The following is a 21,422-nucleotide window of genomic DNA, read 5'->3' on the forward strand; positions in this document are numbered from 1 at the left end:
AGATGTTTATCATAAAAACACACCATTTAAATAGCTTTTTCGTTGTGTAAATTATTAACAATCAGGAGATAATTAATCATGGAAACAGTAGTCAAGTTATCCCACCAATCAGTCATTGGTGAAATTGAAAGTGTTTTAGATACATATCTGTATGAACCTTATCAACAAGCTTTTGCAATTCCTGATTTACGACAAGAGCTAATTTCCTTTGTTATCAATCGTCTTCCTGGCTTTTATAGCGCAGTTCCTGATAGTCAAATTCCTATACATGAAGATGAACAAAATAACTCTATCAACCAAAAGTTACCACGTCATCCTTTAGAGCAACACTTACATCTACAAAATTTGATTCATCAAGGTATCTTTTCAATTATCCAACAAAAATCAGATTGGATTAGTAATTACCTTTGTGAAACTGTTCAACCGGGTTGTCAACCTTCTCACTGGTTTGGTTAACCTTTTTTAAGGGACTTTTCTGTTAAAAGTAATATTTGTAGGGGTGGATTGATTGTTCATATCCACTGCTTACAAATAAATATAACTTACAAGTTTTTGTATAATCTTAATATTCTTTATCAAAACGATACTTTGTTTAACATTTATGGTTAGTATTAACTTCTGATGATTTTTTATAATTTCAAGGAGCAGTTGTACGAATTTTTAACGACATATATACTTGTTGTCATCAGTCTATTGATAGAATATTGACAAATTAGCTGGCGAGATGTAAAAAATGTCAACAGTGAAACTTGAAGTTCAATTATCTTCAGAAGCTTTACTCCAAGCTGTTCAACAGTTAAACCAGCCAGATTTCCATAAATTCGTCTCTCAAGTCATTATTTTGCATACCCAAAGAAAAGCTGCTAAATTGATCAAAGAAGAAGCCGAATTTTTTCTCAAAAATAATCCAGATATTTCTGATAATAATCAGATTTATTACAACCAATTAATAGCTAAAGCGGACGAAAAAAATCTGACAGATGAGGAGTATAGAGAGTTATTACGTCTAAGTGAACAGATAGATCAGCTGCAAGCACATCGTTTTGAATATCTAGCAGATTTGGCACATTTGCACGGAGTTTCTTTGATGGAGTTGATGAAAAATTTAGGTTTTCCAACGTAAGATAAAAATTGAATATTGATGCAGATAAATTTAAAGTTAATGGACGTTTAATAGTCTGAATCAGTATTTAAAGATTGACAGTTGTAATGATATTGCTAATGGTTTTTAAGATCAGTCTAAACGTAGGGATAAATAAATATTTTCCCTACAACCTACACTTTTACAAAGTAGGTTTTTTAGCAACAATAGCACGGTGTCTTGGGTCAGTAGCAACCGTTGTTAGTACCTCAAAACCTATAGTCTGTAAAGTCTCTTCTATATCAAACATATAGTATTCATCAGACCAGGGTTCTGTACTTTTCATCAGTGTAAATAGTACAGGAGGTAAGTTTTGAATTACAGGTGATTTTGGATTATTATCTACTATGGCAAAGCAACCACCAGGGCGTAATAACCGCAAAGCTTCCTGAAAAATAGCCTTACTAGCAAAACTAGGCAGTTCATGAGTGACAAATTGGAGAGTTACTAAGTCAAAAGACTCATTTGGTAATCCTGTGTTTTCTGCTTGAGTGTGTAACCATTGGGATATTTCGTTATCAACATCTAACTGTTTAGCTACAATCAACATATAGGGAGATAAATCTAAACCTATTGTGTTAACTGGATGGTTTTGTTTTCGTTGATAATAGCGGTGTATTTCTAAAGTTGAAATACCAACTGAACAGCCAATATCTAGAATATCCTGCACGTCTTGAGTGACATAATTGCCTAAAACTTCGTGAAAACTTGACCTTAATCTGTGGTTTGCAGTTTGCCAAGTGATTTTTTCTTTTGGCCATACCCGTAATCCCATAGCATAGGTAGCACTGGGGGCTTCAAAAGCCGCTTTCCAGCAAAGATTACCTTCACTATAAGCATGAAAAGGAACTTTGTAGTACTCAGGATAAACTACATTCGGATTAACAACTTCTGTCAGCTTTTCTTTGATTCCTGATGCTTCTAGGTTCTCATAATTTTTCCGCCAAGCAACACCGTTTTTTTCGGCAGTTTTAATCATTACTTGCCTAGCTTGTTGTTTCATTAGGCTGTAGATAGGTTTGGTATTAATCAGCAGGTTGACAAACTGAGAAAGTAATCCTTGTCCAGCCCAGTCTGGTTTGATTTTTGTATTCATCTGAACAGTAAGTATAGAGGTACAATAATTATTTATATTGTAGCTAATTTCGAGTATTTTCTGAATCAGGATTTTCAGGATGAGGTTATTTTTGATTTTAGTTATAAATAAAAATGTTGGTTTTTTCAACCCAACTTACAGAATTTAATTTATAATGTGACTTGATTTTCTCTGCTGATTCTAATTAAAAATCTCAGAGCTTCATTAACTGATTCAGCATTAGGAAAAACTTCTGCTACATCTGCATCTAGTTTGATAATTGTATTACCAAAACTTTTACGCTTTGCTCCCATTTTCCTGACTTTTAGACTTTTTAAATCATATTCCTCTCTTAATTCATCTTCCATTGCTTGAACCCTCTTGATAAGTTTTGAGTTCTTGTTTTGTGACTTTTCTTGCACTAATAATTCTAATTTTATCTTCTCTTTCGGTGTAGGAAAATAACAAGATATAATTGTTTGATGATTCTCCTATAATGAGATCAAGATGTTCTGTTTCTGAATGATCAGGATCATAAAAATCAACATAGAGTGGATCATCAAAAACTGTTTGCGCTTCTGTAAATGAAACTCCATGTTTGGATAAGTTAGATTCTGCTTTTTTTGTATCCCATTCAAATTCCATAGTTGATAATTATATTTTAGATTAAATTCGCTCTTTCAAGTTACTATATCATTTTGTCTGATAGCGTAGCGTGACGCAAACCATATCAGGATTTTCAGGATTTAAGGATTTACAGGATGGAGTTATTTTTGAGGATGAGAGCTTGAGCGATAACTTTACTCATGCTCTAGTTTACACTGAGATATAATTTCTTGAATTTTGTTCTTATTTTTAAAAAAATTACTTATCATTAAAGATATACATAAATCAGGTATAAATTTGATATTTTTATTTTGGCATTGATAATAAATATGTGATAAAATAATTTTGTCAATTTTTATAAGTACATCCTCTTGAGAAAAGGTTGTTATTAACGATAAATTAGCTGTATCATTTACATCTTCACTTTTAATAATAAAACCACATTTATAAAGGAGAAAAGAAGCTGCTCTAATTTCTCCACGACTATAAAGATTATCAAATGTATCAAATAAAAATTCCAGTTGTTCTGATGTGCTAAATTTATCTTTAAACTTTTGATTAAGTTTGACAAAAGCTTCACATAGTAATTTTTTCTTGCATAATCGTAATCCAATTTTCTTTAATAATCGTTTATATAAATCCGGTGTAGGTTGTAGTTGTATATTTTGGTTTTGATTATTTTGATCTTCAGATGAAATTTTTATTTCATCATTATTATCCTCATTATCTTCTGCTGATTTAGCAAACCAAGTTGTTTTTTGTTTATCTAATCTTAAACTAACAATATCAGGAACACTTTTTAAGAATGATAAAAATTTTGAATAACCAAAATTTCTTTCATCAAATGAAGGATCAAGTTCTAAAATTGCTGTTTTAAGGACAGATACAGGAATTTGATCGGTATTTCTATTTAAAATCTTTTCTAATAGTTCTAAAGAAGATTCTTGCAGTTCTTTATTGTTTATAGGAAATGTAGTTATGTCAATATTTGTGACAATGTTTGTAACATTTGTATCTGTATAAATAAAGCGGTTACACGATTTTTTGACAACTTCACTTAATTTAGATTTGGGACCAATTCCAACAACAGATTTTCCTAACTCTTTTAATCTTCTAAATAATGGAGAAAAATCAGCATCACCTGTAGCTAATACAAACCATTGAAGATCAGGAACTCTTGTTAAATATTCCATCACATCAACTACAATTTGAATATCAGCAGAATTTTTCCCTTTAACTGGATGATAAACATGAACAAACTCAAATCCTAATAAATTTAATTCAGATTGTCTTTTGCTAACAGATGGTAAACTAAAATCCCCATAAGCACGACGTACTACAACACTACCTAATTCACTAGCTCTATCAAGTAGCGTTTCTCCTCCATCTAATTTTAGCCAACCAGCTAAGTTTTCAATATCTAAAAAAATGCCAACTTTATCTATCATATATTAATTTATTTTCTCTCTTTATATGGTATGTTTATTGTGGTCTGAAAATATATTTTAAAGTAGAATTATTGTTAAAAACAAAATAATTCGATTAACAAATATCCTCTTCTGGATCATACCATTATGTAAATTATGTTTCTGATGGTTTCATAATTTCTTTTATTTGCAAAGCCTTTCTAAGTTCTTTAATTAACTCATAAATTTATTATTGTTTAGTATTCATCAATTACAATTCCTTTTTGTAATCAAGAATCTCTATTGTTTCATTAATGCTTGAAAACCTGCTTGAATAAAATGTTTATCAAAAGTTAACGCTTGAGTAACTTCATATTTTTTCATCACTACAAAAGAAATACAATCAACTAAACCCCAGGATTTATCTTGATGTTTTTTGTATAAACTTAATGCTTGATCAAATAAATCTGTATTTAAACGAATAACTTCAACATCATCTGATTCTAGGAAACTTTCAATTAATTCAACTGCTTCATTTTTATAATTACTTGATAAAGCATTACCAACTTCTAAAAAAACGGCATCAGTTGTAATCAAAGGATAATTTTCATATTGTTCAGATAATTCTAAGGCTTTTTGATGATATTGATCCCGTTTATTGATTAAAGCAACAATAAACCAAGTATCAACAAAAATTTTAGTCCTCACTTACATCTCTCCCAAAACTAATTGCAAGGTTAACAGAAAAATCTTCGGGAGCATCAATAGAAATTTTTCGTAATTTAGACATTAAACTAGGTTTTTTAATGATATTTTCTGCAATACTTAATTGTTCAATTACATCATAAACTTGATTAAGTTGTTCTTCTGTTAAACTTTCTAATTTTTCTTGAATTATTTGTTTTGTAACCATAGTAAATTACCTAGAATAAATATTCTATTCAAGATTATAATCTATAAATTGTTATTTCTAACAAATCCGTTTATCAGTAACTCTTGTAACATTCCCTTTACAATAAAATAAAGAAAACAAGACATTGCATACAGGAGAACAAGCTAAACTATGCTAGAACAATATCGTCAAAACGTCGCAGAACGCGCTCAACTGGATATTCCCCCTTTACCGTTAGACGCACAACAAACATCAGAGTTGTGTGAATTACTGAAAAATCCACCAAAAGGCGAAGAAGAGTTATTATTAAATTTATTGCGCGATCGCATTCCACCCGGTGTAGACCAAGCTGCATATGTAAAAGCTGGGTTTCTCACTGCTATTGCGAAAGAGGAAATAACCAGTCCCTTGGTTTCACCAATAGACGCAGTGGAATTGCTGGGAACAATGATAGGCGGTTACAATGTACAGTCCTTAATTGATTTACTCCAAGTTTCCACAACATCTGTATCAACATCTTCAGAAACACCCTTAGTCATGAAAGGGGAAGGAAGAGAACAAATAGCCGCTTATGCAGCTTCCGCACTCAGCCGAATTTTGTTGGTGTATGATGCTTTCCATGATGTTTTGGAATTATCGAAAACCAACCCCTACGCTAAAAAAGTGATCAACTCTTGGGCAGAAGCCGAATGGTTTCTCTCCCGTCCCACATTACCAGAAGCTATCACTGTTAGCGTTTTTAAAGTTCCTGGGGAAACCAATACCGACGATTTATCACCCGCAACCCACGCCACAACTCGCCCGGATATCCCTTTACACGCTTTGGCGATGTTAGAAACTCGGCAACCAGGAAGTTTGGAAACTATTGCAGAGTTGAAGAAAAAAGGACATCCTGTTGCTTACGTTGGTGATGTTGTCGGTACAGGTTCTTCCCGTAAGTCTGCAATTAACTCTGTATTATGGCATTTGGGCAATGATATACCCTTTGTTCCCAACAAACGGGCTGGGGGTTATATATTAGGAAGTGCGATCGCTCCCATCTTTTTTAACACAGCCGAAGATGCCGGTGCATTACCCATACAATGCGATGTCACCAAAATGGAAACCGGTGACGTAATCACCATTTATCCCTACAAAGGCGAAGTTACCAACGCCGCAGGAGAAGTAATTTCCACCTTTAGCCTCAAACCCGACACCATCTTAGATGAAGTTCGCGCCGGTGGACGTATTCCCTTACTAATTGGACGTACCCTCACCGATAAAACCCGTCAAGCATTAGGTTTAGCACCCAGTGATTTATTCATTCGTCCCCAAGCCCCAGCCGACACCGGAAAAGGCTACACACTAGCGCAGAAAATGGTCGGGAAAGCTTGCGGTTTAACAGGAGTACGTCCGGGGACATCTTGCGAACCAATCATGACTACAGTCGGTTCTCAGGACACCACAGGGCCAATGACAAGGGATGAATTAAAAGAACTCGCCTGTTTAGGTTTCAGTGCAGACTTAGTAATGCAAAGCTTCTGTCACACAGCCGCATATCCCAAACCAGTAGACATCAAAACCCACCAAGAACTACCCGACTTTTTCGCCCAACGTGGTGGCGTAGCCTTGCGTCCTGGAGATGGTATCATTCACTCCTGGTTAAACCGGATGTTGTTACCCGACACCGTGGGAACAGGTGGAGATTCCCATACTCGCTTCCCCTTGGGAATATCCTTCCCTGCCGGTTCTGGGTTAGTAGCCTTTGCTGGTGCATTGGGTGTCATGCCTTTGGATATGCCAGAATCAGTTTTGGTAAGATTTAAAGGAGAATTGCAACCAGGAATTACATTGAGGGATATTGTTAATGCAATTCCTTATGTTGCTATGCAAAAAGGTTTGTTAACAGTAGAGAAACAGAACAAGAAAAACGTCTTCTCTGGCAAAATTTTGGAAATTGAAGGTTTACCAAATTTGAAAGTTGAACAAGCTTTTGAATTAACCGATGCTTCCGCAGAACGTTCTTGTGCAGGTTGTACAATTAAGTTGAGTGAAGAAACAATTGCGGAATATTTGCGTTCTAATATTGCCTTGTTGAAAAATATGGTAGCACGGGGTTATCATGATGAGCGAACCATTATGCGCCGAGTAGCGAAAATGGAAGAATGGTTAGCAAATCCGGTGTTAATGTCAGCAGATGCAGATGCCGAGTATGCAGAAATAATTGAAATTGATTTAAGCCAAATCAAAGAACCAATTGTAGCTGCTCCCAATGATCCTGATAATGTTAAGTTATTATCAGAAGTTGCTAATGATCCAGTACAAGAAGTATTCGTTGGTTCTTGTATGACAAATATCGGCCATTATCGGGCAACCGCAAAGGTTTTGGAAGGTGCAGGAGAGGTAAAAGCGCGGTTATGGATTGCACCTCCAACCCGCATGGATGAACACCAACTAAAAACAGAAGGTGTTTATGATGTTTTCGTAGCTGCAAATGCGAGAACTGAGATTCCTGGATGTAGTTTATGTATGGGAAATCAGGCGCGAGTTGATGATAACACAACGGTGTTTTCTACCTCGACTCGTAACTTCAATAATCGCATGGGAAAAGGCGCACAAGTGTATTTAGGTTCAGCGGAATTAGCAGCAGTTTGTGCATTGTTGGGAAGACTTCCTAATGTGCAGGAATATTTGGATATTGTGGCAGAGAGAATTCATCCTTTTGCTGATAATTTGTATCGCTATTTGAACTTTGATCAAATTGTCGGTTTTGAGGATGAGGGTAGGGTGATTAGTAAGGAGGAGCAGGCAGCTTTGGTATAATGTTAGGTTAAGGTGGGCATTGCCCACCTTACAATTTCTCATTTTTGGAAAAGTTTATTAACAGCAAGTAATTCACGCCCTTGTATCTCTACGGTTGATGAATCTTTTCTTGTGAAAGCTTTATCACCGACAAAAGATATATCTGCTTGTACTGGTACAGTAATTCTGATTACTGTGTAACCTTTGTAAGATATGGTATCGAACTTTGTTAAAAGTTGAGTTTTTAATGGTTCTGTTAAAGCAGAGTTTTCAATAGCATCAGTTAATATTCTTACATAATTTTCCACATTATTCTTAGTTTGAATTTTTGCTTCTCTCTCAATTCCAACTACATAGCGCCCATTAACTTCGATAGGCTTAATGTTGTCTAATTGTGTAATTCTTTCAGCATCTTCTCTTTTATCAGCGACTCCAATATGAATGTATCCATTGCCATCTAAACCTAAGTTAGCAATCCCACAAATTGTTTCTATTATTCTTTTAATCAAGTCATTATTGAGTTTTCTGTTCTGTGATAAATCCAGCAAGCCTTGCTTACACTCATATCTTGTAGTTTCTCTGACAGAACGGCGTAAAGAATTCTCCAAATCTAGAGCCAATTCAACACCATGACCAAGCAATGGTGGCTCTCTTCTTGCAAAAAAATCTTGAATTAATCCTTTAGTTTGATTAATATTACTTTTTCTGTTTTCCGTTGTTGTATAGTGACCACTTAAATCTAATTTTTTCTGGAGTTCTTTAAGAGAATTAATAATATTTGTAGGATCAATAGGAGTAAGTTCTTGACGAATTACTAAATCAAAAAATGCCATAAAAATAGTATAAAATGCTGTCCTGATAGGATTGCTGCTATTTGGATTAACAACTTTAAGTAAACATTTTGGTTCAGAACTATAAGATTCAATAGTTTCTCGCAGTATAGCAAAAGTTTTAATTATGTCATCACTCAACTTATTAAAACCATAAGTTATTAGTGCTGTTTCTACTTCTTTACTATGTCTACTTGTAGGATCATACAAACTATCTAAACGTTCCGTACTTACTGGTAAAGGTTCATTAAGCAAGATAGATGCAGCAAGATCAGCAATTATTTGCTCATCTTCACTTTCACGTAATTGTAAAACTGTCAGAGCGCCTTGCTTACACCATATAGTTTCTTCAGCTTGAATTTTATAACCCTGTTTAGATTTTTGCGAGTCAATACTTATTTCAGGCATATCAGCAAGTAGTAGCACCTTTTCTGAATCATCTCCACGCAGTTTCATAGAAACTGTTCGCACCAACTCTGAAAATGCTGTAGTTACCCCTGCTTGTCTTCTTTCTTGACGACTTAAATGTTTGCCATTTGCATTGATTCTTCCAAAAATTTCTGTAATATCTTCTTCTTCCATTGCGGTATAGATAGTCACAGCCAATTGATAATCTATAATATCAGCGCATTTTTCTCGAGAAAGATTCTTGGAATCTTTTTCCCTAACTATTTGAAAAATTCCATTCTCTGACAATTGTTTAGCATAAGAAAATTCATTCATATCAAAATACTGATTTTTATAAGCAAATGAATTTTCTATAAATCCAAAAATTGCATTTAATCTTTGCATTCCATCAACAATTTCATATTTACCACTGCCATAAATTTGAGGGCGTTCTGCTAACAAAATCAGAGGTATTGGATACTTCATCAAAATACTTCCGATCAACTTTTCTTTTTCTGCGACTGTCCAGACAAGCTTTCTTTGATACTTACGATTGACTAATAAATTCCCAAAGCGATAGGAACGGTATGCTTCAGTAACGTTCATGGGACGAGGTGCAATACTCATAATTATTTTTTCTCAGGTGTACTTAGTAAAAAATTATATAATTATTTGTACAATATTAAGTTGGATTTTAGACAATAATTTTTTATAAGGCGGCAATGTCTTTTCCCAACACATACTAACCTAACTCCCCAACCCCCTTCCCTTGTAGGAGAAATCTTGCTCCCCTCTCCTTGTAGGAGAGGGGCTGGGGGAGAGGTCAAACACGATATAAAAACACACCCCACAAATGAACAACCAACCACCGAAAAAAGACGAACTTCGTAACATTGTCATTGGACAAAAAATAGAACCTGTAAAACTCGAACGCGCCAAAGAAATGCGTCGTCAAATGACACCAACAGAAAAAATTCTGTGGGAACATCTTCGCGCCAACCGCTTGCATGGTTTACATTTTCGCCGGCAACAAATTATAGATGGTTTTATAGTAGATTTTTATTGTCATGCTGCTAGTTTAGTGATAGAAGTAGATGGAAAAATTCATGAACAACAAATAGAATATGATATAGAAAGAGATAAAATTTTATCAGCTAGAGGCTTGCGTTTATTGAGATTTAAAAATGAAGAAATAACAGAGAAAATTGATCAAGTTTTGCGGCGAATTTATCAAGCTTGTTGTGAAAAGACCTAACCCCCCAGCCCCCTTCCCTACGAGGGAAGGGGGAGAAATCTTACTCCCCTCTCCTATAAGGAGAGGGGTTGGGGGAGAGGTCAATATCGCTTTACAATTTGATATAATTGTAAAAATAGACTTAATCCATTAACCAGTATCAAATAAATGAATCACCAAACTACCTTTAAAGAAATTGCTTCTCAAGTGCAATTATTCCAGAGTATAGAACAGAAAGAAACATTTATATTTGTACTCGGTGCTTTAACATATCGGTTGATTAGTTTACATAAAGCAGCCGAAATCATGGAAATGGATATAGAAATATTTTTGAAAGTTTTAGAATTAATGGGGATAGATTTCTCATATCTTACCGGTGAAGATATCGCTATAGAAAAAAACTGGTAAGCATGATGAAAATAGTATTTAATTCTTCCCCTTTAATTTTCCTATCTCAGTTAAATTTCCTGGATTTATTTCTGACAACCGAAGCTCAATTTTTATTACCGGAAAGTGTTAAAGAAGAAATCAGTGCTAAACAAGATAAATCATCCATACATATTAATATACTAATCAGCAAGAATAAATTATTAATCCAAAAAGTACAATTACTTTCTTTAGCTAATCGTTTAAATGAGCGTTTAGGAATAGGAGAATCTCAAGCGATTACTTTAGGTATAGAATTACAACCAGATTATATTATTTTAGATGATTTTGCCGCCAGAAAAGAAGCCATAAGATTAGGATTAAATGTTAAAGGAACTTTAGCAGTGATTCGTAAATTACAGCTAGATGGGAAAATTAATATTTCTGATTTAGATATGTTGTATCAACAAATCAGGGATGTTAATTTTCGGGTAAATCGAGAAATTTTTGATAGTATTTTTGAGGATTGATAGTGAAGTGCGATAGCGAAGCTGTCCGTTCGCGCAGCGTGCCGTAGGCATAGGTATCGCTGTTTGATACAGGTAGGATGAGAGAACAATTGCTTATCATCCTTACAATTGAAAAAACTGTATTTCTATGGTGACAATGAAAAAGCTCAATATTATATAAATCTTGACTCATGATAAACATTTTACACAAGAAGGTTTTCTCATCTTGTTTAAAGATTAACAGTTAAATTGGGTATAGCTTCTAAGAGCGATCGCATAGCTTACCAAAAGTATTCCTTTCCCATTTGATTCTAAAAATAGACTTACAGCGGATTTCGCTGTCAGGAGGTACATACCTAGCGGGCAAGATGCCCGCACCACTAGAGTTTCATTATTCAAGTTTGTATCTCATTTAAATGAAATCCGCTGTAATCTATTTATGAGTATTGAATAAATGAATCACCAATTATCTATTCGGCAGTTTTATTTGCAGCCCGATTAGCACGCGCTTCGGCTGAACTCATAACTTCTGCAAAATTCTCTAGCACTTCACCAGGATGGTTTTCTAAAACTCTTGTGGAAAGGGCTACTCTGCCTTTACCTTCATCTAAATCAATAATGACGGCTTTAATTTGCTGACCAATTTGAAAGACTTTTTCCAATGATTCGATGAATTTTTGGCTTACTTGTTTAATGTGAAGTAAGGCGCTAACACCATTTAATTCGACAAAGACACCAAAAGGTTTGATGCCAGTAATTTTACCTTCTACTAACTGACCTAGTTCTAATAAGCTGAAGTTGCTAGAACGAGTTGCTAAACGCTGGGAAAGGATGAGTTTGTTGGTGTTGCGATTAATTTCCAAAAAGCCAGCGGTGAGAGTTTGACCTTTGAGTGCTTCTAAATTATCACGGTCGGCGAGGTGCGATCGCGGAATAAATCCCCGCAAAGAAAGAAGATCAACAGTGACACCACCTTTATTCACACCTGTGACTCGCACTTGTACTGTCTGGGAATTTTCCTGCATTTGTAACAATTTTACCCAGATTTGCTGAATTTCTAACTGCTTGCGAGACAGGGTAACTTGACCTTCAGCATCTTGATCTCGGATAATCAAAAACTCCATATCTTCTTGCATCGGCAGAACTTCCGCTAAATCAGTTACTGCTCTCAACGAAGCCTCATCGCGGGGGAGAAAAGCGGACGACTTACCACCAATATCAACATAGGCTCCATCATGGTCAAGTTGAAACACCTTGCCATGTACAACCTGTCCCTTTTGAAATTGGTAGTCGTGTTTTTCCAGTGCTTGGGCAAAGTCGTCCATTGAAAAAGACGAATTGGCTGTTTGAGAAAGTTGTGATTCGGAATTCATGACGTTTGAAGATAAATTGTATGAGAAGAAGAAATTTAGGAGTTCAGTAGTGCCACAACGCGAGAGATAGGCTAACAGGGACAATCAGCTAGAAAATCCCTTAAACAACTCTATTTCCTAAAAACCTCTTGTTAAGCTGCTAAAACGCTGGCAAAAAGTTTTTGAACTTCTTCCCAAGCATCGGCCGCAGCTTTAGGATTATAGCTGGCACGACGGTCACAAAAAAACCCATGATTAGATCCATCGTAACGAAACACACGATGGGAAATGTTATATTTTTTTAACTCGGCTTCAATTTCGTCTATCTGTTCTTTGGGAATGCTTGCGTCTTCAGTGCCAAAAAAGGTGTAGATAGTGCCTGTAATCTCTCTGGTGCGGGTAATAGTGGGGTTTCCACCTCCGGGGGTGCGAGTGGTAATTCTAGCACCATAAAAGGAAGCTGTAGCTTGAATATCTGGGAGGGTGGCAGCTAGGTATGCTACGTGACCACCAAAACAAAAACCAATACAACCAAATTTATCTTTTTTGACTTGGGGCAAGGTTTTGAGATAATTGATAGCTGCTTGAATATCGCTCAAGAGTTCTGAGGCTTTGGTTTGAGACCAGGCATATTCTCTGCCTATTTCTATATCTTGGGGGGTGTAACCTGTTTCAAATCCAGGTGCTTGACGTTGAAAAAGTGCGGGTGCGATCGCTACATATCCCAGTTTAGCAATCCGTTCTGTCACATCTCGAATATGAACGTTAACGCCAAATATCTCTTGTAAAACTATCACTCCTGGGTAAGAACCGGGTGCTGTTGGTGTGGCTAGATAAGCCTCTACTTGGCAATCATCTTGGGAAAGATTAACTTTTGTAGTGTTTATTAATCGCTCTGTCATAATAATTTTTACTCAAGCTCTCTAATTGTCTGATATAACTATGCCAGTATCTTCAGATTGCTTTTAACCAAATGATCAATTAATAAACTTGAATGTATTAGCAACATCCTTTAAAACATCTAACGTATCAAGAATATTATATTTAATAGGTAGCATCCACATCTGGTTAATTGCAGCTACCAGTAATCAGGAGAATTGTTGATGATTCAATTCCGTATTCAGCCAGACAGCGAAATTCCGGCATCTACCCAACTGTTTAATCAAATCCGATTTGCGATCGCATCTGGGCAGTATTCACCTGCATATAAGTTGCCTAGCACAAGGGCGCTGGCTATGCAAACGGGATTACACCGGAATACTATTAGCAAAGTTTACCGCCAGTTGGAGGAAGAAGGATTTGTCGAAAGTCTTGCGGGTTCAGGAATCTATGTCCGCGCTCAAGGACATGAAGGTGGGAGTAGGTTACAGTCGCCAATTCTCAAGCAATATCCTGAAGCATACAAAGTAGTTCAACAAACTTTGGATGAGTTACTTGGTCAAGGATGTTCCCTAAATCAAGCACGGGAGCTATTTCTAGCAGAAGTTGATTGGCGCTTGCGGTGTAGTGCCAGAGTGCTTGTAGTAGCACCATCTCAGGATATTGGGGCCGGAGAATTAATGGTAGATGAATTGGAAGAAGCCTTAGAAATTCCAGTTCAGTTAGTCGCAATGGAAGAGTTACTAGCGGTTTTAGACCAAACTACTTCGGCTACATTAGTCACCAGTCGTTATTTTATCGGCGAAGTGGAAGCGATCGCCGCACCAAAAGCTGTACGCGTTATTCCCCTAGATATTCACGATTATGCCAAAGAACTCAATGTTGTTAAAAACTTACCCAAAGCTAGTTGTATAGGTATAGTTAGCCTCAGTCCTGGCATTCTCAGAGCCACAGAAGTCATCCTCCACGGTTTACGAGGTGATGAATTACTCGTAATGACTTCCCAACCAAAGGACGGTTATAAATTGCAAGCGATCGTTAAACGGTCTGAAATCATTTTTTGTACAGATCAAGCAAGCTATTCAGCAGTTCAAGCCGGAGTGCAAATAGTTCTAGACGATCTGATTCGTCCACCAAAACTAATTCGCTGTGAAAACTACATTGGTTCTCAGTCAATAAATTTACTCAAACGCGAACTCGGTTTAATTTAACAATACCAACTCCAAAATAAACAATCGAATCCCGGAAATTTTCAAGATTTCAGGGATTCTGTTTGATAGTTTCATCAACTTTTTTCTCAATGCTAACTTGGGAAATTTCACTATACAGCAAAATTCAGGAGTCACGAATAAAACTGGCTTTGTGTATAGGTTTGAATTTAGATCTTGTCCCTCCTAACTACGCAAACTGCTATAAGTTAAAATAGAAAAACCTTCAGCCAGACGTTGATTAGGAAAAACACGTTTGCTTTCTTAATTAATTTGGTTCTTGAAAAAACTTCATAAATTACCTTCTGGAAACCTCCGCTATAACGCAAAGCGTCTAGCGGTTAGTAATTAAGTAAGCATTCAACTATCAGCCATCAGCAGTCAGCTTTTTAACGCTTACGCCAAAAATATTTATTTGATAATTCAACGATTTATCAAATATTCTGACTCCTGACTCCTGACTCCTGAATTCTTACGTAGTTGATGCCATCAGGCAAGCAAAGAAAAAGCACTCCCATATACGCTGTTTGTGCTTTTCCTCAACGAGAGATTATGACTCTTCTTCTTCTTCTTCAGCAACTGGATAGACAAATTTAGAACGTCCAGACAAAATTGATTTGCCGAGAGAGAGGGCTTTCTGAGCTTCAACAACAGCCTTATGTGTCCAGGTAGCGCGGCGTTTGTCTCGTTTGGATTTGGACGTTTTCTTCTTTGGAACAGCCATGATAGCGGATATCGTGATTATTGACAACCTTTTTATTCTAGGCCATCAATTGACATTAGCAATGATAGAAAGTTGAATTTTCAGAGATGTCTAAATAAGAAGATGAGCTTTTTATCGTTATGGTTGTGTTGGTTCCTTAACTGCGGGTGGGGTAACTGTGGGTGGGGTAGCTGTGGGTGGGGTAGCTGTGGTTGGAGGTACAACAGGAGCAGGATCTGGTAATTCTGTCTTCGTTTCAAAGAAAAGTAGCGATCGCGCTGTTTTGAAGTAAGTTACCCAACGTTGGGGATCAGGACGCTGTTTCCATTGCAGACGACTAACATCTAAGGCTATAACTGGGGCGATAGCTCCATAATTTTGTACGGAGACAATTATGGAAACATCTGTCACCAAGATATCTTGATCAAAACTGCGTTGAGCCGCTGCCCTAGCCACTGCTTCTGCTCTTCTGAGAACGGTTTCGTAGTTTTCTTCTGGCAGTCTGTCAATAGTTAAATCAACTCTGGCTGTGTAAGCTTGCACAATTTGAGGTGCGATCGCTTCCGTAGCCAACCAGAGAGGAAACGCTAAGAATAGGAAGACTCCAGCTTGAACTATCCGGATTTTCCTGCCAAATTGGCCAATAAATGAAAAGGGAATGAATGATGATTGTTGAGTGTAAATCCTGTTCATAAACTTGTAGCCCTCCTGAATGATGACTGAGCATTTTCAACAAATGCAAGTATTTTCCGAGATTTAAACGTCATAAGAACTACATTATATCTAGGAATTAGTGGAAACCCACCTAGACTATAAAACATAGGTTAGCTTTGTTTTTCGGCAAGGCCAACCGCAATTTTCAGCAAACAACAACCGACAAAGAGCGGGATGGTAAATTACTGGGCGATCGCTATTGGCATCAATCAATATGAATTATTTCAACCTTTAAGCTGCGCTCAAGCCGATGCTGAGGCATTACATGATTTTTTGTTGACAGAAGCAGGTTTACTTCCCCAAAACTGCCTGCTGATGACCAATACTTCACCACCAATAGGGGAAAAAACTTCCTATCCAACAAAAGATAATATTTTGTCTTTGCTGGAGGAATTAGCAGCAACATCTTGGCAACCAGAAGACCATCTATGGTTATTCTTCAGCGGTTATGGAGTCAACTATAACGACAAAGATTACTTAATGCCGGTGGCAGGAAACCCAGATATGGTTTCTGAAACTGGACTCGAAGTGCGATCGCTGATGCAAAGTCTCCAAGTTGCCCAACTGAATGTATTACTCATTTTTGATATCAACCGCGCCTTTGGCACACAAGCCGATGCTCCTGTTGGGCAAGAAATTCTCGACATGGCCAAAGAATTACAAATGGCAGTCATGCTGTCTTGTCAACCAGAAGAATTTTCCCACGAAAGTAGCGAACTAGGTCACGGATTCTTTACAGCAGCCTTATTAGAAGCTTTACGTGCTGGCAAAGGTGGCAACTTAACAGATTTAGAAGGCTATGTCAGTTCCCTGACTCCGGAACTTTGTCAACACCACTGGCGACCTATTCAAAACCCAGCAACTGTCATTCCATCCCATCAGCAAGCCATTTTGCCTATCTTGGAATTAGACAGTGAATCAGAAACACAGCAAGTGATTTTTCCTGAAGAAAACTTTGCTGTTGCTCTCACTGTCCCCCCATTAGCAGACAATAAATCTAAAAATTCAAGTAGAGATAAAGCTTGGTGGGCGGAAAAGAAAACCGTAGAAACTACTCTCAACAAAACTTCCTCCAATTCAGATGAATTAGTCGGCACCTTACCTGTAGACGGTAATCAGATTCTGGCTACTTCCCCAGAATTAAATACAGGAGCTAGGTTTATTCCCTCTGCTGCCAAAGACTACGCTACGCCTTCAATTCAGGCAAATACCCCCATTTGGAAACAATTTATCTTATGGGGCGGAGGCAGCATGATGATAGTAGGTTTAATTGCTACCTTTGTTCTCAATAATCAGGCTAGTTTTCGCTTCAAAAAGTTCTCAACAACCGTAAATAATACTACCAGCGACTCCCAATTTTCCAAGAGTTTCCCCCCTGTCACCCCAACTGTAGAACCAATAAAACCGGCCAGGCTCCCCATTGTGGACTCCCAAAAGCGGAACCAAGCAATCTTAGAGCTAGGTAAAATGTCCTTGAGCGCAACTAAAGCTAGTGATTTGAGTCAAGCGATCGCATCGACTAAAAAAATTAAACCCGGTGAACCTCTTTATCAACAGGCTCAGGAGAATATTCAGATTTGGAATCAGTTGATTTTAGAGTTAGCCGAGGAACGCGCTCAACAAAGAGAATATAGTGATGCGATCGCTGCTGCTGAGTTAATTACCAAAGACGAGTTGCTCTATTCCCAAGCACAATCTGCGATCGCCAAATGGCGACTAGAAATCAAGCGGTATGTAAGTAACAAAACTTTGTTAGATGCCGCTAATGCCTTGATTCAACCCGGACAGGCATCAACCTACAATCGAGCCATTGAAGTTGCCAAGCGAGTACCACCAGGGCAACCAGGCTTTGAAATTGCCCAAACATCAATCAATCAATGGAGTGAAAAAATTTTAGATTTAGCTAAAAATCGCGCCGCCCAAGGAGAAATCAGCACCGCCATAGAAACCGCTACTTTAGTTCCAGAAATAACGCCCGCTTACGAAGATGCTCAAGATGCTATTCAAAAGTGGCAAGTAAAAAAAAATTAGTTATTGCTAATGGGTAATTGGTAATTGGTAATGGGTAATGGGTAATGGGTAATGGGTAATGGGTAATGGGTAATTGGTAATGGGTAATGGGTAATTGGTAATGGGTAATGGGTAATGGGTAATGGGTAATTGGTAATTGGTAATTGGTAATTAGTAATTGGTAATTAGTAAAGAGTCCAGAGTTAACAGGAACTGTAATTAACTCTGGACTCTCTACTTTTTACTCAGTACTCAGTACTCGGTACTCTATTAGCAGTATTGTGAAATATCTTCGCCGCATTCATCGGCCAGATAGCACATGGCTCGAAATCTTAGACCTACTACTTCTTCATATACAGGATTCAGTTTACACATTGGAGGAATGTGAAACAGGACTTTACCAAACAATTTGACATCACGTTCAAAAGGACATTGAGCCGGAATATATTTACACAACCGATGAGCAAATTGGCGATCGCTAACCTTTAAATCATCTAACCAATTTCGCAAAGGACGGATAAATTTCCAATCAGACTGAGAATGGGAAGCTTGTAACTGGGTAACATTAGCGTTATTAATCTCTGCTTGATGAACCGATACCCAGCTTGATAAAAAAATCTTTTTCGTGGTACTTTCAAATACTTTATTCATGGTTACGCCTCTCTTTTTATGAGGGTATTCACCTTACTGATGAATATACAATATGACAATCACGGTAGCCGGAGGAATAGTATTCTGACGGAAATTTTGTAAAAAGTGTGAGTAGCCACTTAAAGTCAGAACTTATGTATTACTACGTCAAGTTAAACGCAATTTCCCGAAAATGGGTAGTCCAGTCATTCAATCTTTTTGATAACTTGACACAATTTAAATTCTAATGAAGACCTCTACCTTTGGACGGGTTTCGCTGTAACCGTAACAGAACTTAATATATCTAATTATTATACGTAATTCCAATAAGTATAAATGCTCTTTATCTAGGATTTAAGCCAGTGATTATGCTGCAATTTGCCATTTATGGCGTATTAGGGCTAACTTACCTCGGTTTAGCTCTGGGTTACATACCTGGTTTGCGGATGAACCGTGCCACCATAGCTTTAGTCGGTTCTGCTTTTTTGATAGCCTTGGGAGTTCTTACTTTACAGGAAGCATGGCTGGCTATTGATGCCAAAACCATCGTCTTTTTGTTAAGTATGATGGTGGTGAACGCCAATCTATCCTATGCAGGATTTTTCAGTAAAGCCTTATCTATCTTATTGAGTATCACCCGCAGTCCTTTGGGCTTGCTAATAGCCTTAACCTTTGGTAGTGGTGTTCTCTCCGCTTTTTTTCTCAATGACACCTTAGCGCTAGTTTTTACACCGCTGACTCTCAGCCTGACACAAGCTTTAGGATTGAATCCTATTCCCTACTTGTTAGCGATCGCAGGTGCAACTAATATAGGTTCAGTTGCCACCTTAAGCGGTAATCCCCAAAACATCCTCATCGGCTCATTTTCAGGCATCAGCTATCTAGATTTTTTACAAGCATTAACCCCCATTGCCATAACTGGCTTAGTTATTCAGGTAGCATTACTCTGGCTACTTTATCCAGAAGTGCGCTCAAATCAACCTTGTCAACTTTTAAAAATAGACAATCAACGAATTTTTAAACCCTTATTTAAAAAGACATTAATTATCACCACCGGATTATTAATTGCTTTTGCTATTGGCTTACCTCTAGCAGAATCTGCCTTAATAGCTGCAAGTTTATTATTAATTACTAGAAGGATCAAAGCACAGCGTATTCTCAAAAAAGTAGATTGGAATTTATTAGTGATGTTTTCTGGACTTTTTATATTAACGAAAGTCACACAAAAATTGAACTTGCTACAACCATTTACTCATGTAGTTAAATCTGAACTTGGTTTATTAGGAATTACAACTATTATGTCTAACTTAATTTCTAATGTTCCTACTGTACTGCTACTACAACCCTTAATTGCTCAAGAAGATACTCGTTCTTGGCTATTGCTGGCAGCATCATCAACCCTAGCGGGTAATTTAACTTTATTTGGTGCAGTTGCCAATTTAATCACCGTAGAAGCTGCCGCTGAGTTAGGCTACAAACTCACATTTTGGGAACATTTGCGCTTTGGTGTACCGTTGACAATATCTACTTTAGTTTTAGTTTATCTGTGGGTTAATTAGCTTAACTAGGGTTTGCTGTAAAGCCCTGCGGGCATAGCTTCGCTTACCGCGTAGCGTGCCGTTAGGCATAAAAGTTATCTGTGTTCGCGCAGCGTGACGTAAGTCATGGGCTAGGAGTCAGAATTCAGGAGTCAGGAGTCAGGAGGAAGAATTAGAAGAAGAGAAGAATCGTCTTGAATCTCGTCAAGTGATAGGTAAATGAACAGTTTCAACGCTTATTCCTTGCACCTGATTCACCTTTTTAACCTTCAAACTCTTGATATATCTAAGTTTTAGCTTTATTAAGCAAGCCCTAACTAACTATCACCTGAGTTCGACATAAGATAATTTGTGGAAAACTCCCTCCCAGTAAGAGTCTCAAACCCTTATTCTCTCGCTGAAAAAATCATAACTCCGTTCGCGTAGCGTCTCCAAAGGAGAAACTCCGAACTCACGTTAATGTAGCGTTGAGAGATTTTGCAGTTGCTACAATTACTGCATCAGGAAGCTTAAGCTTGTATTGTTTGCGAAGTGCAATCGTTAAATTTTTAATATTACTATCAATACCAACAACCGTAATTTTATTTAAAAAATCAATTATTTGTGTTTCTTCAACTGAACTCAGACTAGGATAAGATAATAATTCAATTTCAGTAATCACTAGAAACAAAATATTTCCCAGAGGCTAATGGGTTTACTAACCTACCAACCAGAAAATACAGCAATATATTTGTATCTAACAATATTAAAGGCTGCGTCAACTCCATTCATCCCTAATTTGTTGTTGATATTCTAAAGAATCTTGAGTTAATTTAATGACACCCGCGTACTTGTTTAAATCACAATTTTCTTGTTGTTGTAATTCATAGACATTTAATATTTGTTCAATTTTTTGCCAGTCTTGATAATCAATCAAAACAGCAACTGGGTGCATTGCGTCGTCAGTGACAATTTTTTATTAATAGGTAGCATAACTATTTACTTGCTATGTAAACTTGATCTTTTTATCTTAGTTTTTTCACATCTTGAAAAAATAGTGATTTCTCAATTTTACACAAAAACGCAAAGATGCTAAAAACACCTTTGCGCCCTCTGCGCGGCAGTCGCTACAAGTCGGGAAACCCGTCCAACGCGCTGCCTTGTCTTTGCGCGAAATAAATC

The 21,422-nt window shown here is 37.1% G+C and carries 23 protein-coding genes; 9 read left to right on the plus strand and 14 right to left on the minus strand.

Features of this window, described 5'->3' with window-relative positions:
• Positions 1-78 precede the first annotated feature (78 nt).
• Together AC012T_RS03365 and AC012T_RS03370 are read left to right on the plus strand one after the other, a co-directional pair.
• Positions 79-456, plus strand: a complete 378-nt coding sequence (locus tag AC012T_RS03365) for a hypothetical protein (protein ID WP_487063085.1) — start codon at positions 79-81, stop codon at positions 454-456.
• A 277-nt stretch (positions 457-733) separates the two neighbouring features.
• On the plus strand, positions 734-1,123 hold the full coding sequence (locus AC012T_RS03370) for an STAS/SEC14 domain-containing protein (protein WP_487063087.1): 390 nt from the start codon (positions 734-736) through the stop codon (positions 1,121-1,123).
• A gap of 160 nt (positions 1,124-1,283) precedes the next feature.
• Here AC012T_RS03370 and AC012T_RS03375 read toward each other — a convergent pair whose 3' ends face one another.
• From AC012T_RS03375 to AC012T_RS03400, 6 genes are all read right to left on the minus strand, one after another.
• Positions 1,284-2,237, minus strand: coding sequence for a class I SAM-dependent methyltransferase (locus AC012T_RS03375; RefSeq protein WP_487063089.1), 954 nt, complete (start codon positions 2,235-2,237; stop codon positions 1,284-1,286).
• Between the two features lie 149 nt (positions 2,238-2,386).
• Positions 2,387-2,584, minus strand: a complete 198-nt coding sequence (locus AC012T_RS03380; RefSeq protein WP_487063091.1) for a hypothetical protein — start codon at positions 2,582-2,584, stop codon at positions 2,387-2,389.
• Complete coding sequence (locus AC012T_RS03385; RefSeq protein ID WP_487063093.1) at positions 2,574-2,861, minus strand: BrnT family toxin; 288 nt, start codon at positions 2,859-2,861, stop codon at positions 2,574-2,576. The genes AC012T_RS03380 and AC012T_RS03385 overlap by 11 nt, the downstream gene beginning before the upstream one ends.
• A 155-nt stretch (positions 2,862-3,016) precedes the next feature.
• Entirely contained in the window at positions 3,017-4,270 is a 1,254-nt protein-coding gene (locus AC012T_RS03390; RefSeq protein ID WP_487063095.1) for an NYN domain-containing protein, read from the minus strand.
• A gap of 258 nt (positions 4,271-4,528) precedes the next feature.
• Positions 4,529-4,936: a type II toxin-antitoxin system VapC family toxin gene (locus AC012T_RS03395; RefSeq protein WP_487063097.1), complete on the minus strand. Its 408-nt coding sequence runs from the start codon at positions 4,934-4,936 to the stop codon at positions 4,529-4,531.
• Positions 4,926-5,141: a hypothetical protein gene (locus AC012T_RS03400; RefSeq protein WP_487063099.1), complete on the minus strand. Its 216-nt coding sequence runs from the start codon at positions 5,139-5,141 to the stop codon at positions 4,926-4,928. The genes AC012T_RS03395 and AC012T_RS03400 overlap by 11 nt, the downstream gene beginning before the upstream one ends.
• A 150-nt stretch (positions 5,142-5,291) precedes the next feature.
• Between AC012T_RS03400 and acnB the strand changes: the two genes are divergently transcribed.
• Positions 5,292-7,922 carry a bifunctional aconitate hydratase 2/2-methylisocitrate dehydratase gene (gene acnB / locus AC012T_RS03405; RefSeq protein ID WP_487063101.1) on the plus strand — a complete coding sequence of 877 codons (2,631 nt, stop codon included), beginning with the start codon at positions 5,292-5,294 and terminating at the stop codon, positions 7,920-7,922.
• 38 nt (positions 7,923-7,960) lie between these two features.
• Here the strand turns inward: acnB and AC012T_RS03410 are convergent, their stop codons facing one another.
• Positions 7,961-9,745: a GmrSD restriction endonuclease domain-containing protein gene (locus tag AC012T_RS03410; protein ID WP_487063103.1), complete on the minus strand. Its 1,785-nt coding sequence runs from the start codon at positions 9,743-9,745 to the stop codon at positions 7,961-7,963.
• A gap of 226 nt (positions 9,746-9,971) precedes the next feature.
• On the opposite strand from AC012T_RS03410, the gene AC012T_RS03415 reads away from it, so the two are divergent.
• The 3 genes from AC012T_RS03415 (at position 9,972) to AC012T_RS03425 (ending at position 11,248) form a co-directional block, all read left to right on the plus strand.
• Positions 9,972-10,373, plus strand: a complete 402-nt coding sequence (locus AC012T_RS03415) for an endonuclease domain-containing protein (RefSeq protein ID WP_487063105.1) — start codon at positions 9,972-9,974, stop codon at positions 10,371-10,373.
• A gap of 147 nt (positions 10,374-10,520) precedes the next feature.
• Positions 10,521-10,760, plus strand: a complete 240-nt coding sequence (locus AC012T_RS03420; protein ID WP_487063107.1) for a hypothetical protein — start codon at positions 10,521-10,523, stop codon at positions 10,758-10,760.
• A 2-nt stretch (positions 10,761-10,762) separates the two neighbouring features.
• Positions 10,763-11,248: a PIN domain-containing protein gene (locus tag AC012T_RS03425; protein WP_487063109.1), complete on the plus strand. Its 486-nt coding sequence runs from the start codon at positions 10,763-10,765 to the stop codon at positions 11,246-11,248.
• Between the two features lie 449 nt (positions 11,249-11,697).
• Here the strand turns inward: AC012T_RS03425 and AC012T_RS03430 are convergent, their stop codons facing one another.
• Together AC012T_RS03430 and AC012T_RS03435 are read right to left on the minus strand one after the other, a co-directional pair.
• Positions 11,698-12,600 carry a S1 RNA-binding domain-containing protein gene (locus tag AC012T_RS03430; RefSeq protein ID WP_487063111.1) on the minus strand — a complete coding sequence of 301 codons (903 nt, stop codon included), beginning with the start codon at positions 12,598-12,600 and terminating at the stop codon, positions 11,698-11,700.
• A 131-nt stretch (positions 12,601-12,731) separates the two neighbouring features.
• Positions 12,732-13,481: a dienelactone hydrolase family protein gene (locus tag AC012T_RS03435; protein WP_487063113.1), complete on the minus strand. Its 750-nt coding sequence runs from the start codon at positions 13,479-13,481 to the stop codon at positions 12,732-12,734.
• Between the two features lie 201 nt (positions 13,482-13,682).
• Between AC012T_RS03435 and AC012T_RS03440 the strand changes: the two genes are divergently transcribed.
• Positions 13,683-14,669 carry a GntR family transcriptional regulator gene (locus AC012T_RS03440; RefSeq protein WP_015217141.1) on the plus strand — a complete coding sequence of 329 codons (987 nt, stop codon included), beginning with the start codon at positions 13,683-13,685 and terminating at the stop codon, positions 14,667-14,669.
• A gap of 547 nt (positions 14,670-15,216) precedes the next feature.
• Here AC012T_RS03440 and rpmF read toward each other — a convergent pair.
• Positions 15,217-15,390, minus strand: coding sequence for a 50S ribosomal protein L32 (gene rpmF, locus AC012T_RS03445; protein ID WP_487063116.1), 174 nt, complete (start codon positions 15,388-15,390; stop codon positions 15,217-15,219).
• A 117-nt stretch (positions 15,391-15,507) separates the two neighbouring features.
• On the minus strand, positions 15,508-16,062 hold the full coding sequence (locus AC012T_RS03450; protein WP_487063118.1) for a hypothetical protein: 555 nt from the start codon (positions 16,060-16,062) through the stop codon (positions 15,508-15,510).
• A 195-nt stretch (positions 16,063-16,257) separates the two neighbouring features.
• Between AC012T_RS03450 and AC012T_RS03455 the strand changes: the two genes are divergently transcribed.
• On the plus strand, positions 16,258-18,114 hold the full coding sequence (locus AC012T_RS03455) for a caspase family protein (protein ID WP_487063120.1): 1,857 nt from the start codon (positions 16,258-16,260) through the stop codon (positions 18,112-18,114).
• A gap of 249 nt (positions 18,115-18,363) precedes the next feature.
• Here the strand turns inward: AC012T_RS03455 and AC012T_RS03460 are convergent, their stop codons facing one another.
• Positions 18,364-18,744, minus strand: a complete 381-nt coding sequence (locus AC012T_RS03460) for a Mo-dependent nitrogenase C-terminal domain-containing protein (RefSeq protein ID WP_487063122.1) — start codon at positions 18,742-18,744, stop codon at positions 18,364-18,366.
• 347 nt (positions 18,745-19,091) lie between these two features.
• Between AC012T_RS03460 and AC012T_RS03465 the strand changes: the two genes are divergently transcribed.
• Positions 19,092-20,282, plus strand: coding sequence for an anion transporter (locus tag AC012T_RS03465; RefSeq protein ID WP_487066424.1), 1,191 nt, complete (start codon positions 19,092-19,094; stop codon positions 20,280-20,282).
• Positions 20,283-20,712: 430 nt separating this feature from the next.
• Here AC012T_RS03465 and AC012T_RS03470 read toward each other — a convergent pair whose 3' ends face one another.
• Both AC012T_RS03470 and AC012T_RS03475 read right to left on the minus strand, forming a co-directional pair.
• The gene (locus AC012T_RS03470) at positions 20,713-20,922 is read right to left on the minus strand and encodes a PIN domain-containing protein (RefSeq protein WP_487063124.1); all 210 of its coding nucleotides are present in this window, start codon (positions 20,920-20,922) and stop codon (positions 20,713-20,715) included.
• 96 nt (positions 20,923-21,018) lie between these two features.
• Positions 21,019-21,195 (minus strand): hypothetical protein, encoded by a 177-nt coding sequence (locus AC012T_RS03475; RefSeq protein WP_487063126.1) that lies wholly within the window; start codon positions 21,193-21,195, stop codon positions 21,019-21,021.
• Between the last annotated feature and the right edge of the window lie 227 nt (positions 21,196-21,422).

Source organism: Anabaena sp. EIM26 (assembly GCF_057568715.1).